Genomic DNA, 14358 nt, shown 5'->3' with positions numbered 1-14358 from the left:
AACTGCCAATCGGGGGCGTGGAATGTATCTCCGCCGGAGGCTGGAGGCATGACAGCGAACACGATCACCGCCACCGCGGCGGGCACCTGGCAGCTCGGCGACCGCACCGTCAACCGGCTGGGCTTCGGCGCGATGCGCCTGATGGGCTTCGAGCCCGAGAACACCCTCGCCGAGCGTGAGCGCGCCATCTCCGTGCTGCGCCGCGCCGTCGAACTCGGCGTCAACCACATCGACACCGCCGCGTTCTACGCACGCGGGATCCACTCCTCCAACGCGCTGATCAGCAGCGCGCTCGGTGACCCGTACCCCGAGGACCTGGTCATCACCACCAAGGTCGGCCCCGGCCTCGACCCGGTCAGCGGCCAGATCACCGCGTACGGGCCCGAGTACCTGCGTTCGCAGGTCGAGCAGAACCTGCGCGAGCTGGGCCGCGATCACCTCGACGTGGTCAACCTGCGCATCGGCGGTGGACTCGACCGCGGCACCGGCTCGCTGGGCGACCGGTTCGGCGTGCTCGCCGAACTGCGGGAGAAGGGCCTGATCCGGCACCTGGGGATCTCGAACGTGAGCCCGGAGCACCTCCGCGAGGCGCAGGCGATCGCGCCCGTCGTCTGCGTGCAGAACCAGTACGGCCTCACCGCGCGCCGCGAGGACGACGAATTCATCAAGCTGTGCGCCGAAGAGGGCGTGGCGTTCGTGCCGTTCTTCGCCATCGCCGGCGGCGGCGAGCACCCGGCGGTCGCCGAAATCGCGCAGGCGCACGGCGCCTCGCCCGCGCAGGTCCGATTGGCCTGGACCTTGCATCAGGGGCCCAACGTGCTGGCGATTCCGGGCACCGGAAACCCGAGCCACGTCGAGGAGAACATCGCCGCCGCGGCGTTGCGACTGTCCGAAGAGGAGATTGCCCGGTTGAACTCGATCCAGTGAGCCCCGATCGGGGCGGGTGTCACGGCGCGGCACCACGGGGGTGAACGGGGGCTGAATGCGGAGCGAACAAAGCCGCTGAAGGTGTCGCAGGCGTCACGAGAAGGCCGCCAAGACTAGGTCAAATGGACATCTTCATGCTTACGATTCAGCCGTGAGCGTGAGTGCCGGACTCGCCCTGGCCGCCGGCTCGTTGCTGGTAGGCGTGCTGCTCGGTTTCCTCGTTTCCCGGTCGAGACGGCGCCGAGAGACGCGAAGGCCCGTCGGGCCGACCGTCGCCGAACTGTTGCTCCGGCTCGTCCGGTCGTCCAACAACGGCGTACTCGTGCTCAATCGCTTCGGCGACATGGTGTTGCACAACCGGCGGGCCGAGATCCTCGGCCTGATCAAGGACAACCGCGCCGACCCGCGCGCCCGCACGGCGGCGGAGCAGGTCGTGGAGACCGACGAGGAGCTCGAGATCGACCTCTCCCCGCTGGAGGCGCGCGGCAGGCAGCCGGCCGCGGTGCTCGGTGAGGTGCGCCCGCTCGGGGACGGGTTCACCGTCATCGAAGCCGTCGACCACTCCGAGGCCGCGCGCCTGGAGGCGGTCCGCCGCGATTTCGTCGCCAACGTCAGTCACGAGCTGAAAACCCCGGTCGGGGCGATAGCGCTGCTCACCGAGGCCGTGCTCGACGCCGCCGAAGACGTGGACGAGGTGCGCCGTTTCGGCGGCAAGATCCTGCACGAGTCCACCCGGCTCGGCACGCTGGTCACCGAGCTGATCGCGTTGTCCCGGCTGCAGGGCGCCGAGCGGCTGCCCGATCTGAACGTGGTCGAGGTCGACGCCGTCGTCCGGGAGGCGCTCGGGCGGACCAAGCTCTCCGCCGAGTCGGCCGACATCGACGTCACCGCCGACGCGCCGAGCGGACTGCTCATCGAGGGCGACCGCACCCTGCTCGTCACCGCGCTGTCCAACCTGCTGGAGAACGCCGTCGCGTACTCGGCGCCGGGCAGCCCGGTGTCGGTCAGCCGGCGGCTCAACGAGGGCATGGTCGAGATCGCGGTGACCGACCGCGGCATCGGCATCGCCGAAGAGGACCAGAAACGGGTGTTCGAGCGCTTCTACCGCGCGGACAAGGCGCGCTCGCGTGCCACCGGCGGCACCGGGCTCGGCCTCGCGATCGTCAAGCACGTCGCCGCGAACCACGGCGGCGAGGTGAAGCTGTGGAGCTTGCAGGGCACCGGATCGACGTTCACCCTGCGGCTGCCGGTGTACCAGCGTTCGACCGGCAACGGCAGCGCGCCCGCCGAGAACCCCGAGCGGATAACCCCGCTCGTCGTGACCAGTCGAGACCAGGGAGGAAAACAGTGACGAGGGTGCTCATCGTCGAGGACGAGGAGTCGTTCGCCGACCCGTTGGCCTTCCTGTTGCGCAAGGAGGGCTTCACGGCGGCGGTGGCGATCACCGGCCAGCAGGCGCTGGAGGAGTTCGACCGCAACGGCGCCGACATCGTGCTGCTGGACCTGATGCTGCCAGGGATGAGCGGCACGGACGTCTGCAAGCAGCTGCGGCAGCGCTCCACGGTGCCGGTGATCATGGTGACCGCGCGGGACAGTGAGATCGACAAGGTGGTCGGGCTGGAGCTCGGCGCCGATGACTACGTGACCAAGCCCTATTCGGCCCGCGAGCTGATCGCGCGGGTGCGCGCGGTGCTGCGCCGCGGCGGCGAGGCCGGGGCCGAGGGCGAACTGGCGCCGCTCGTGCTGGCCGCGGGCCCGGTGCGGATGGATGTCGAGCGGCACGTGGTCACCGTCGAGGGCGGCGAGGTCTCGCTGCCGCTCAAGGAGTTCGACCTGCTCGAGTACCTGCTGCGCAACGTGGGCCGGGTGCTCACCCGCGGCCAGCTGATCGACCGCGTGTGGGGAGCGGACTACGTCGGGGACACCAAAACCCTGGATGTGCACGTCAAACGATTGCGGTCCAAGATCGAGCCGGACCCCGGCTCGCCGCGGCACCTGGTGACGGTTCGCGGTCTTGGTTACAAGTTCGAGACGTAACCACCTGGCCGGGTACCGTAGGGCTTTGTGCGCCTAGGGGTACTCGATGTCGGGTCCAACACTGTCCACCTGCTCGTGGTGGACGCCCATCGTGGCGCGCACCCGACGCCGATGCACTCGGAGAAGACGGTGCTGCGGCTCGCGGAGCAGATCAACAACTCCGGCGAGCTGACCAAAGCGGGCGCCGACGCGCTGGTCTCGGCCGTGCACTCGGCCAAGACGTCCGCGGCGAGGCTCGGCTGCGAAGAGGTCATGGCCTTCGCCACTTCGGCGGTACGCGAGGCGACCAACTCCGGGAAGGTACTGCGGAAAGTCAGGGACGAAACGGGCGTCGAGCTGAGAGCGCTTTCCGGTGTCGACGAGGCCCGGCTGACGTTCCTCGCGGTGCGCCGCTGGTTCGGTTGGTCGGCCGGTCGGCTGCTGGTGCTCGACATCGGCGGTGGTTCGCTGGAGGTGGCGATGGGCATCGACGAGGAGCCGGAGCTCGCCGAATCCGTGCCGCTCGGTGCCGGCCGGATCACTCGCACGCGGTTCTCCCACGACCCGCCCAGCCGTTCGGAGCTGGTCGCCACCTCGGCGTGGCTGGACGAACAGCTCACCCCGCTGACCAGGAAGGTCGCGAAGGTCGGGCAGCCGGACCGGGTCGTTGCCACCTCGAAAACCTTCCGCTCGCTGGCCAGGCTCACCGGCGCGGCGCCGTCCGGTGCGGGTCCCCGGGTACGCCGTACCCTGTCCGAAACCGCACTGCGGCAGCTCATCGCCTTCGTCTCCCGGATGACGGCGGCGGACCTGGCCGAACTGGAAGGTGTCAGCTCGAGCCGGGCGCACCAGCTGGTCGGCGGCGCGTTGGTGGCCCAGGCCGCCATGCGGGCGCTGTCGCTGGCAGAACTGGAGATCTGTCCCTGGGCGCTGCGAGAGGGTCTGATCCTGCGGCGACTGGACCATTCGAACGGTAGCGACGACACTGCTCCGGGAGCATGGCGCAGTTCATCGCCGAATAGGACCGGTGACAGCAGCTCGGTGGACGGGAGCGAAGCCCTCGGGGCACGGTGGAAAGGTGGCAGGGATGCGTGAAGCAAGGTTCCGTGTCCGTAGCCGTGTCCGGGGCAGGGTACGCGATCACCGAGGACCGCACGACGCGAGCATGACGCAGGAGAGGCTCGCGGAGGAGGACCGATCGGGTGCGGGTGTCCCGCACAGGCACGGACGCGCGGTGGGGATGAAACGCTGATGAGTCGAGAGAGCGGACAGGATCGCTCGCAGAAGACGGTGGCCGAGCTGCTCGCCTTGCACGGCGGGCAGGTCGAGGGCAAGCGCCGCCACCGTCGTGCGGCGGACGAGCCGGAAGAGGCGCCGCCCGCGGGCGGGGAGCAGGAGCCGCCGCGGCGTGGCCACGGCGTCTCCGACACCGGGCCGCAGGCGATCATCGACCGGGTCCGCGGCGGCGACGCGCAGGCCCCGCCGCCCTCGGGCCGCCGGCGCAAGCCGGACAACGAAGCCCCGCCCGCCCCGCCGCAGCCGCCTCCGCCGGCCCGGCCGAACGGGAACCAGCAGCCTTCCGGCGCCTTCCCGCGCCCGAACGGCGCGGTGCCGCCGGAGCCGCAGCGCCCGAACGGCGCGGTGCCGCCCGAGCCGGGTGCGTTCGGCAGGCCCAACGGCGCACCTCAGCAGGAGTCGGGTGCTTTCCAGCGTCCGCCGCAGGACTCCGGCCCGTTCCAGCGCCCGAAGGGCCCGGATTCGGGTGGTTTCCCGCGTCCGCCCGCGCCGGAGTCCGGTACCGGCTACCAGCGTCCGCCCGAGCCGGGTGGGTTCCCGCGCAACGGCGCGCCCCCGCAGGAGTCGGGCGCGTTCCAGCGCCCGCCGGAATCCGGCACTTTTCCCAGGCCTGCCAACGGCAACGGCCCGGTGAACGGGGCGCCGGAGTCCGGTGCGTTCCAGCGCCCGAAGGGCCCGGATTCAGGTGGTTTCCCGCGTCCGCCCGCGCCCGAGTCGGGTGCGTTCCCGTTGCCGCCGCGGCGCCAGCGTCCGCCGGGCCGTCCGCCCGAGCCGGAGCAGCCGGCGAAGGCCGAAGAAACCCGCCAGGTGCCGCCGTTGCGCCCGGCCCCGCAGCAGAACTCGTTGTCCGCACGGCTCGACGGGCTCGACGCGCCCGCCCCGGAGGACACGCCGGACCCCGGCCCGCCAGGGGGCATGGCCAGCGGTGCCTTCCCGGCACCGCCGCGCCGCCCGCGCAGGCCGCCCGCCCGGCAGCGCCCGGAGCCCGAGCCGCACACCGAGCAGTTCGAAGCGGTGGCCGACAAGCCGCCGGAGGCCGCCGTGCCACCGGACTCGCCGCCCGCCGGCCTGTCGCGCTGGCGTCGTCAGCGCGAGCACGTCAGCTCGGAGGACACCGAAGTCGGTGTCATGCCGGTGCTGCCGGAAGGGCACCCGTCGGCGTACAACCCGCCGGTGCTGCCCGAGGGTCATCCCTCGGCGTTCACGCCCGCACCGCGGCTCGACGACCAGGCGATGGAGGCCACCGGCTTCCACGACCCGTTCGCCGAGGACGACGAAGAGGTCGACGAGTTCGGCGACTTCGGCGAAGCGGAGCCGGAACGGCTCGGCGGCTACGACGACTACGAGTCCGACGCCGAACCCGTCGACGACGATGAGGACGCGGACGACGAGCCGCGCGCCGAGGCTTCGCCGGCGAAGCAGTGGCTGTCGATGGCCGCCCAGCTCGCGCTGGGTGTGCTCGGCGGTGCGGCCGTCTGGCTGGGCTTCAACTGGTTGTGGGGTCAGATCCCCGCGGCCGCGCTGGTCGCCGCGCTCGTGGTGATCGTCGGGCTGGTGTGGATCGTGCGCAAGATCCGCCGCGCGGACGACATCCAGACGATGGTGCTGGCGGTGTTGGTCGGCCTCGTGGTCACCGTGTCGCCTGCCGCGTTGCTGCTGCTGTCGCGTTGACGCCACCGGTCGGGCTTTCCACCGCGTCGGTGTGGCCGCTGCGCGCGGGTACAGGCTTCGAACTGGCCGCCGACCTCGGCTACGACGGGGTCGAAGTGATGGTCTGGGTCGACCCGGTCAGCCAGAACGTGCCGGAGCTGCGCCGGTGGTCGCGGCGCACCGGGATGCCGGTGCTGTCCGTGCACTCGCCGTCGCTGTTGATCACGCAGCGGGTGTGGTCGCCGGATCCGGAGATCCGGTTGCGCCGCAGCGTCGAGGCGGCGCTGGACCTGGAGGCGCGCACAGTCGTGGTGCATCCGCCGTTCCGCTGGCAGCGCCGCTACGGGGACGCGTTCGGTGACCTGATCGCGGAGCTCGAGGCCGAAAGCGGGATCGAGATCGCGGTCGAGAACATGTTCAAGGTCCGGCCGCCTGGCGGGAAGCGGGACGCCCGGATGTCGGCGTTCCGCCCCTCGATCGACCCCACGGACGTGGGTTATCCGCACTACACGCTGGATCTGTCCCATTCGGCCGCCGCGCGGATGGACGCGCTGGCGCTGGTGGACCGGATGGGCGCCGGGCTGACGCATCTGCACCTCGCCGACGGCACCGGGGTGCCCAAGGACGAGCACCTGGTGCCCGGCCGCGGTAGCCAGCCGTGCGCGGAGGTGCTGGAGAAGCTGGCGATGGGCGGCTTCGGCGGGCAGGTCGTGCTGGAGATCAACACCCGGCGCGCGGCCAGTTCGGCGCACCGGATGAAGGATCTCGCCGAGGCCCTGTTGTTCGCCCGGTTCCACCTCGGGCACTGAGTCCGAAAAGAAGATCAACTTCACGTTCGCTCTTGGGTCCGACAGCATGGGCTTCCGATATACGAACACGTAAAGTTTCGGTCGTGAACCCGCTGCGCTCGTTGATCCTGGCCGCCGGAGGCAACGACTCGATACGCCGTGCCGTGGCCACCATCCCCGCGACGCGGGGCCTGGTGGAGCGATTCGTCGCCGGTGAGACCGTGGCCGACGCCGTGACCGTGGTGGGTGACCTGGTCGACAACGGTCGCTACGTCACCCTGGACTACCTGGGTGAGGACGTGCGCGACCCTGGCCAGGCCGAGAGGACCGTCCAGACCTACCTCACGCTGCTCGACCGGCTCTACGACGAAGGGCTGGCCGCGCGTGCGGAGGTCAGCGTCAAGCTGTCCGCCGTCGGCCTGTGCCTGGACGAGAAGCTGGCGCTGGACAACGTGTGGCGCATCTGCGCCGCGGCCGAGCAGTGCGCCACCACGGTGACCCTCGACATGGAGGACCACCGCACCACCGACGCCACCCTGCGTGCGCTCGACGAGCTGCGGCACACCTGGCCGTGGGTCGGGGCGGTGCTCCAGTCTTCGCTCAACCGCACGGAAAACGACGCCGTGACGCTGGCGGTGCCCGACTCGCGAGTGCGGCTCTGCAAGGGCGCGTACGCCGAGCCGCGCGAGGTCGCGTGGCGCAGCAGGCACCAGGCCGACCTGGCGTACGTGCGGGCGGCGAACATCCTGCTGGCCGGTGCCGGCTATCCGATGTTCGCCACTCACGATCCACGGCTGATCGACATCCTGGGCGAGCGGATCCGTTGGCACGGGCGCAAACCGGGCTCGTACGAGTACCAGATGCTGTACGGCGTCCGGCCCGGTGAGCAGGCCAGGCTGACCGCCGAGGGCGAGCTCGTGCGCGTTTACGTACCGTTCGGTGAACAGTGGTACGGCTACCTGATGCGCCGGCTGGCCGAGCGGCCCGCGAACCTGGCCTTCTTCCTGCGCGCGCTGGTCAGCCGTTCGTGAGCACACTGGAAGCCCACGACCCCGCGGCCTTCGAGGTGGCCTGCGCGGTGCGCTCGCTGGGAGACGGAACGTTCACCTCGGACCTGCGCCCCGAATGGGCCATTGGCAGTCACCCACACGGCGGGTTCCTGCTGGCGCTCATCGCCAAGGCCGCGACGGCCGTGATCGCCGAGCGCGGCGACCCGTCGGCCGAGCCGCTCGTGGTGAGCGCGGAGTTCCTGCGCCCGCCCGCGATCGGGCCGGTGCTGTTGCGCACCGACCTGCGCAAGATCGGCCGCCGCGCCACGGTCGTCTCCGTGCGGCTGGAGCAGCGGGGGCGCAGCTGTGTCGAGGCGACGGTCACCGCCGGGCGGTTGCCGGTCCGGCGGCCGGAATGGGCCGATCTGCCGCCGATGCCGGCCGAACCGCCGCCGCGGGCGATCCAGCTCGGCGGGGACAGCGCGGAGGGCACGTTCAACCTGGCCAAGGGTTGCGATGTCCGGCTGGACCCGGCCACCGTGGGGTATCTGGCCGGCCGCGCGGGGGATCCGCCGCGGATCCGGCTGTGGGTGCGGCCGCGGCACAGCCTGCCCGACCCGTACTTCGTGCTGCTCGCGGGTGACGTGAACCCGCCGGTGGTGTTCAACCTGGGCCGTTTCGGCTGGGCGCCCACGGCGCAGCTGACGGCGTTGCTGCGGACCCGCCCGGCGCCGGGCTGGCTGCGGGTCCAGGTCGACTGCCGTTCGGTGCAGGAATCCTGGTTCGACTCCGACGCCACGGTGATCGACTCGGCGGGACGGCTGGTCTGTCAGGCGAGGCAGCTCGCCCTCGCTCCGGCGCCTCCCTAGTCGCCGCTTACCCTCCAGACATGACGACGATTGCGGTACTGGGTGCGGGAAAGATCGGTGAAGCGTTGCTGTCGGGGCTGCTGCACAGTGGGCGTCGGCCGGCGGATCTGCTGTTCACCGAACGGCATCCGGAGCGCGCGGCCGAGCTGACCGAGCAGTACGGCGTCGCCGGGGTCGGGGTGGCCGAGGCGGCCAAGCGCGCCGACGTGCTGGTGGTGGCCGTCAAGCCGCAGGACATCGGGCCGGTGCTGGACGAGCTGGCCCCGCTGGTCAGCTCGGATTCGCTGATCGTGTCGCTGTGCGCGGGCCTGCCGACGTCGCTGTACGAGCGCCGGCTGCCCGCAGGCGTGCCTGTCGTCCGGGTGATGCCGAACACCCCGATGGTGGTGAACGAGGCGATGAGCGCCGTCTCCCCGGGCACGCACGCGACTCCGGAGCACGTCGCGCTGGTCAAGGAGATGCTCTCGTCGGTCGGGCAGGTCATCGAGGTGCCCGAGTCGCAGCAGGACGCGGTCACGGCGCTGTCCGGCTCCGGCCCGGCGTACTTCTTCTTCCTCGTCGAGGCCATGATCGACGCCGGGATCCTGCTCGGCCTGCCGCGCGCGGTCGCGGAGAAGCTGATCATCCAGTCGGCGGTCGGCGCGGCGAAGATGCTGGCCGAGACCGACGAGCACCCGGTGATCCTGCGCGAGGCGGTCACCTCGCCCGCGGGCACCACGATCAACGCGATCCGCGAGCTGGAGAAGCACGGCGTGCGGGCCGCGCTGCTGGCCGCCATCGAGGCCGCCAGGGACCGCTCGGTCGAACTCGGGAAGTAGGTCCGGCGGGCCGGGCCGGGGGCGAAAATCCGACGTTTCGCCCGGCTCGGGTGCCCGGTTGGACCAATCTTCGCGCCAGGCGTCGCACTGGTCCCAGCAGTCCCGCTACTCTCAGAGGTAAAGCACGTGCGTGTCTGTACCGCCGGTGGGGAAGCCGCGCGGCACGGCACGTGTCGAAGGGCACGGTGACTATGCCGTCGAACAAGAAGGACGTGCCCGCTGTCGGGCAGGTCCAGTTCCTGACGGTCGCCGAGGTGGCCACGCTGATGCGGGTCTCCAAGATGACCGTTTACCGTCTCGTGCACTCGGGCGAGCTGCCGGCCGTTCGCGTCGGCAAGTCGTTCCGGGTGCCCGAGAAAGCTGTCCACGAGTACCTGGAAGGCGCCTATTTCGACGTCGGTTAGGTAGGGGCGTGCGCTCCGCCCCCAGGCGCGACGGGTAACCTGGTAAACCGCTCGCGCCTGTTGCGCTCCATCCGCTGGACGCTGCGCCGGGCAGCGTCAAATAAGCACCAACCGCGAAGGAGCACCCTGTGGGCTCGGTGATCAAGAAGCGCCGCAAGCGCATGTCCAAGAAGAAGCACCGGAAGTTGCTGCGCCGCACTCGGATGCAGCGCCGCAAGCAGGGTAAGTGACGCTCAGGCGAACTGCTTCTCTCCGCGACCCGCTCGGTTACCCGAGCGGGTCGCGGCCATTTGGGTGAGGCCCGCACACAGCCCGTGACCTGGGTTAATAGCGTGTTAGCGGCGCTGACTGGGCCCACGTTCCCGGGGTAATATCTGCGTCGCCGCCGAAACCAGCCCTTTCGCCAGGGGGTTCCATGCCGTCCAAAGTCGTGCTCGTCACCGGGGTCGGAGGCGAGCTCGGTGGCAGGCTTCTCTCCCGTCTCGGGAACAATCCCGAGGTCGAACGCGTCATCGGGGTCGACACCACGCCGCCGGGCAAACAGCTGCGGCGCCGCCTCGGGCACGCCGAGTTCGTGCGTGCCGACATCCGCAACCCGCTGATCGCCAGGGTGATCGCCGACGCGAAGGTCGACACCGTGGTGCACGCCGCGACCACCTGCCATCCCGCGGGCCCGGCCCGCCGCGGCGCGATCAAGGAGATCAACGTCATCGGCACGATGCGGCTGCTCGCCGCGTGCCAGCGTTCGGCCTGGGTGCGCAAGCTCGTGGTGAAGTCCACGGCCGCCGTGTACGGCGCGGGCGCGCGTTCGCCGGCCGTGTTCACCGAGGACTCGGAGCTGATCCCGGCGTCCACGAGTGGCTACGCCAAGGACGCGGTCGAGATGGAGGGCTACGTGCGGGGCCTGGCCCGGCGCAGGCCGGACATCACCGTCACCACCGCGCGCTTCGCGAACCTGATCGGGCCGGACGTGGACACCGTGCTGGCGCGGTATTTCGCGCTCCCGGTGGTGCCGACGGTGCTCGGGTACGACGCGCGTATCCAGCTACTCCATTCGGCCGATGCCTTGGCAGTATTGGAAAAAGCCACCCTGGAAGACCGGCCGGGCGTGTTCAACGTGGCGTCGGACGGGGTACTCGCCCTGTCACAGGCGATCCGGCGCGCAGGGCGGGTTGAGCTACCAGTCCCGCGTGCGGTCATTCCGTCGGTCGCCAAGATGCTGCGCGGCGCGCGTGTGGTCGATTTCTCCCCGGACCAGGTGCGTCTGCTGAACTACGGCCGCGTCGTGGACACCACCCGGCTCAAGCAGGAGTTCGGTTACCGGCCGCGATGGACGACGCCGGCGGCATTCGACGACTACGTGCGCGGCGCGGGACTGCGCCCGGTCGTCGACGGACAACAGCTGGCCGAGGCGGCGGGCAAGGTCCTCACAGCCGCCGCGACCGGCCAGACCCGATGAACCCGGAAACGACAGGAAACGGGGCCGGACCAGTGACGAGCAGCGTGCAAGCCCAGGTGATCCCCCTGCGGCGGGCGCAGGACAGAAAGCCGACCAGAACGCAGCCGGCCGGTCAGGCCGAGGCGCCGGTGGTGAACCTGCCTCATGCCCCGGCGGCGCCGACCGCGCTCGAGCCCGACGCGATCACCCGGACGCTGACCTTCCTCCGCAACCGGCTGACCGGCGAATACGCGGTGGACGAGTTCGGTTTCGACGCCGAGTTGACCGACACCCTGCTGCTGCCGCCGTTGCGAATGCTTTACGAGAAGTGGTTCCGCGTGACCACGGTCGGGGTGGACAACCTGCCCAAGGAGGGCGGGGCGCTCATCGTGTGCAACCACTCCGGCACGCTCCCGCTGGACGCGGTGATGACGGCCGTGGCGGTGCACGACGAGCACCCGGCGCACCGGCATCTGCGGATGCTGGGCGCGGACCTGGTGTTCCGTACCCCGTTGCTGGGCGCGCTCGCCCGCAAGTCCGGGCAGACCTTGGCGTGCAACCCCGATGCCGAGCGGCTGCTGAACTCCGGCGAGCTCGTCGGCGTGTGGCCGGAGGGTTTCAAGGGGATCGGGAAGCCGTACTCCTCGCGGTACCGCCTGCAGCGCTTCGGCCGTGGCGGTTTCGTCTCGGCGGCGCTGCGCACGGGTGTGCCGATCATCCCGTGTTCGATCGTCGGTGCGGAGGAGATCTACCCGAAGATCGGTGACCTCAAGCCGTTGGCCCGCCTGCTCGGGCTGCCGTACTTCCCGGTCACGCCGCTGTTCCCGCTGCTCGGCCCGCTGGGCGCGATCCCGTTGCCGACCAAGTGGACCATCGAGTTCGGCGAGCCGATCCGCACCGACGACTACGAGCCCGAGGACGTGGACGATCCGATGCTGGTCTTCGGCATCACCGACCAGGTGCGCGAGTCGATCCAGCAGTCGCTCTACCGCCGCCTTTCGCAGCGGGCGAGCGTTTTCAAGGGCTGACCGCGGGCGGCCGCAGCCCGTCAAGGAGCAGGCCGGAGACGGCCGGGTCGAGCAAGGCGCTCACCGGGGCGTACTTGCCGGCGGGCGAACTCGCCGCGGCGGAAGGGTATTACCGGCTCGCCTTCGAACGCTACGTTGCCGTGCCACGCCCCGCTCTGAGGTCAGCGGCGGCGGTACGCCATCCCCGCCGCGACGGCGCCGGCCACCGCGCCCGCGCCGAGCACCGACGGCACGCCGATCTTGGCCGCCTTGCGGCCGGTGCGGAAGTCGCGGATCTCCCAGCCACGGGCGCGGGCGATCTCGCGCAGCCCGGCGTCGGGGTTGACCGCCACGGCCGTGCCCACCACCGAAAGCATCGGCACGTCGTTGGAGGAGTCCGAGTACGCCGTGCAGCGCCGGAGATTCAGCCCCTCACGGGACGCCAGCGCCCGCACCGCGTGGGCTTTTGCCCTGCCGTGCAACAGATCCCCGACCAGCCGGCCGGTGTAGACGCCGTCCACGTGCTCGGCCACCGTGCCCAGCGCGCCGGTCAGCCCGAGCCGCCGCGAGATGATCGCGGCGAGTTCGACCGGGGTGGCGGTGACGAGCCAAACCCGCTGCCCGGCGTCGAGGTGCATCTGCGCGAGCGCGCGGGTGCCGGACCAGATCTTGTCCGCCATCAGCTCGTCGTAGATCTCCTCGCCGACCTCCGTCATCTCACGCACCGTCTTACCGGCCACAAAGGACAGTGCCTGTTCACGGCTGGACTTGACGCTGTCCTTGGTCTCCCTGCCGCCGATCCGGAACTTGACCTGCTGCCAGGCGAACCCGGCCAGATCCGAGGTGGTGAAGTACTTGCGGGCGGCCAGCCCGCGGGCGAAGTGGAAGATCGACGCCCCCATCATCATGGTGTTGTCCACGTCGAAAAAAGCAGCCGCGGTCAGGTCCGGGGGAGCGGGTGGCGTGACCGGCTCGACCCCTTCCAGGCGCACCGATTCCATCGCCACCGCGGCATCCGCCGAGGCCTCCCCGGCGAGCGTGGCGAGTCGTTCCAGTTCCTGGCCTTTGCCCCTGCCGCGCCACACGCAGACCGCCTCCTGAATCGGTTGTCTCCGTGGAAAGGGTAGCGATCGGCCTCAGCCGATCCCCACCCCGGGAAGGCCCGGGAGCAGGGGCGGAATCGACAGCAGCGGCGGGAACGTCGGGACCGTCGTCGGCAGCGCCGGACTGGTCGGCGCCGTGATGGGCGGGTTGACGGCGGTGGGCGCCACGCCGCCGCTCGCGGGCGGCAGTTTTCCGGTCGGTTGGGCCTGCGACGTGGCCGTGGGCTGGGTAGTCGTGCGGACGGGCTCGACCGAAACCGACGACGGGGCTACCGGCGCGGGCAGCGGCAACGGCGGCTGATTGCCGTTGAGAGCGTCGGTGGCGGGCTGGCACGGGCTCGTCGCGGGGACGGCGCCGAGGCCGTCCGGCACCCCGGTGGTGATCTCGAAACAGTTGAGCCGGTCGAGCAGGCCCTGCGCGCGGAGCCCGATCTGGGTGACGAGTTCAGCCGAAGAGGTGTACGCGCTGGTGGCGGCTTCGGGCACCGAGGGGCGCAAAGCCGCCAGTTTCGCGCTCTGCTGCGCGGCCCAAGTGCGCAGCTCGTCCAGCGACGGCCCGCCTGCCTGCATCGCCTGCACGGTGAACATCGACGTGCCCGTGGCGGCCTCACGCCGGAAATCCGCCAGCGTCGCCTGGTAGCCCGTGGTGTCTCCGTGCGCCAGCGAGCCTGCCTCGTCCAGCCGGTTCGCCGCGAACTCCAGGTGCTTCTGTGCCTTGGCTTTGTCCCCGAACGACAGCCCGAGTTCGGCGGACTCCCCGGCGCGTTTGACGCCGTAGAGCGGGTCGCCGGGCAGCGCGTTGCGCGACAGCAGCAGCCCGATCCCGCCGAGCGCGATGATCAGGGCGACGGCGGCGGCCAGCACTTCGGCCAGCACACGCCTTCGCCTGCTCGGTGGGCGCTCCCCGTCGGCGAGCCGGTTCACGATTCCGGTGCGGATCCGTTCCCGTGCCGCTGCGTCAGGGGTCGCGTCACCGAGTGCGCGCAAATCGGAAATGACTTCCAGTTCGCGCGCCGACCACCCGGGCACGTTCACGTCGTCTGAAACGAGTCG

The 14358-nt window shown here is 70.7% G+C and carries 15 protein-coding genes; 13 read left to right on the top strand and 2 right to left on the bottom strand.

Annotated elements, in window-relative coordinates; genetic code table 11:
- Positions 1-48: 48 nt before the first annotated feature.
- The 13 genes from VHD82_RS17810 (at position 49) to VHD82_RS17750 (ending at position 12223) form a co-directional block, all read left to right on the top strand.
- The gene (locus VHD82_RS17810) at positions 49-927 is read left to right on the top strand and encodes an oxidoreductase (protein ID WP_325704570.1); all 879 of its coding nucleotides are present in this window, start codon (positions 49-51) and stop codon (positions 925-927) included.
- A 151-nt stretch (positions 928-1078) separates the two neighbouring features.
- Positions 1079-2278, top strand: coding sequence for a sensor histidine kinase (locus VHD82_RS17805; RefSeq protein WP_414637538.1), 1200 nt, complete (start codon positions 1079-1081; stop codon positions 2276-2278).
- Positions 2275-2964, top strand: a complete 690-nt coding sequence (locus tag VHD82_RS17800) for a response regulator transcription factor (protein ID WP_325704567.1) — start codon at positions 2275-2277, stop codon at positions 2962-2964. Before VHD82_RS17805 ends, VHD82_RS17800 begins: the two co-directional genes overlap by 4 nt.
- A 27-nt stretch (positions 2965-2991) precedes the next feature.
- On the top strand, positions 2992-4038 hold the full coding sequence (locus tag VHD82_RS17795; RefSeq protein ID WP_325704565.1) for a Ppx/GppA phosphatase family protein: 1047 nt from the start codon (positions 2992-2994) through the stop codon (positions 4036-4038).
- A 156-nt stretch (positions 4039-4194) separates the two neighbouring features.
- Positions 4195-5910, top strand: coding sequence for a hypothetical protein (locus VHD82_RS17790; protein ID WP_325704562.1), 1716 nt, complete (start codon positions 4195-4197; stop codon positions 5908-5910).
- Positions 5907-6698: a sugar phosphate isomerase/epimerase family protein gene (locus VHD82_RS17785; protein ID WP_325704559.1), complete on the top strand. Its 792-nt coding sequence runs from the start codon at positions 5907-5909 to the stop codon at positions 6696-6698. The genes VHD82_RS17790 and VHD82_RS17785 overlap by 4 nt, the downstream gene beginning before the upstream one ends.
- Positions 6699-6781: 83 nt before the next feature.
- Positions 6782-7708: a proline dehydrogenase family protein gene (locus VHD82_RS17780; RefSeq protein ID WP_325704556.1), complete on the top strand. Its 927-nt coding sequence runs from the start codon at positions 6782-6784 to the stop codon at positions 7706-7708.
- 5 nt (positions 7709-7713) lie between these two features.
- Positions 7714-8535, top strand: coding sequence for a thioesterase family protein (locus VHD82_RS17775; protein ID WP_414637540.1), 822 nt, complete (start codon positions 7714-7716; stop codon positions 8533-8535).
- Positions 8536-8555: 20 nt separating this feature from the next.
- Positions 8556-9353 carry a pyrroline-5-carboxylate reductase gene (proC, locus tag VHD82_RS17770; protein WP_325704550.1) on the top strand — a complete coding sequence of 266 codons (798 nt, stop codon included), beginning with the start codon at positions 8556-8558 and terminating at the stop codon, positions 9351-9353.
- A 191-nt stretch (positions 9354-9544) separates the two neighbouring features.
- Positions 9545-9757, top strand: coding sequence for a helix-turn-helix domain-containing protein (locus tag VHD82_RS17765; RefSeq protein WP_144754305.1), 213 nt, complete (start codon positions 9545-9547; stop codon positions 9755-9757).
- A gap of 128 nt (positions 9758-9885) precedes the next feature.
- On the top strand, positions 9886-9987 hold the full coding sequence (locus VHD82_RS17760; protein ID WP_017986394.1) for a 30S ribosomal protein bS22: 102 nt from the start codon (positions 9886-9888) through the stop codon (positions 9985-9987).
- 185 nt (positions 9988-10172) lie between these two features.
- Positions 10173-11216 carry an NAD-dependent epimerase/dehydratase family protein gene (locus VHD82_RS17755; RefSeq protein WP_325704543.1) on the top strand — a complete coding sequence of 348 codons (1044 nt, stop codon included), beginning with the start codon at positions 10173-10175 and terminating at the stop codon, positions 11214-11216.
- 32 nt (positions 11217-11248) lie between these two features.
- The gene (locus VHD82_RS17750; RefSeq protein WP_325704539.1) at positions 11249-12223 is read left to right on the top strand and encodes a lysophospholipid acyltransferase family protein; all 975 of its coding nucleotides are present in this window, start codon (positions 11249-11251) and stop codon (positions 12221-12223) included.
- Positions 12224-12384: 161 nt separating this feature from the next.
- Here the strand turns inward: VHD82_RS17750 and VHD82_RS17745 are convergent, their stop codons facing one another.
- Together VHD82_RS17745 and VHD82_RS17740 are read right to left on the bottom strand one after the other, a co-directional pair.
- Entirely contained in the window at positions 12385-13287 is a 903-nt protein-coding gene (locus VHD82_RS17745; RefSeq protein ID WP_325704537.1) for an HAD-IB family hydrolase, read from the bottom strand.
- A 51-nt stretch (positions 13288-13338) separates the two neighbouring features.
- Positions 13339-14340, bottom strand: a complete 1002-nt coding sequence (locus tag VHD82_RS17740) for a DUF5667 domain-containing protein (protein WP_325704535.1) — start codon at positions 14338-14340, stop codon at positions 13339-13341.
- Positions 14341-14358 lie beyond the last annotated feature (18 nt).

It is taken from the genome of Amycolatopsis sp. (assembly GCF_035546795.1).
In the GTDB taxonomy this organism is placed as follows: domain Bacteria; phylum Actinomycetota; class Actinomycetes; order Mycobacteriales; family Pseudonocardiaceae; genus Amycolatopsis_E.
The sequence above is the reverse complement of the archived record's forward strand: the minus strand, read 5'-3'. Positions and strand labels throughout refer to the sequence as shown.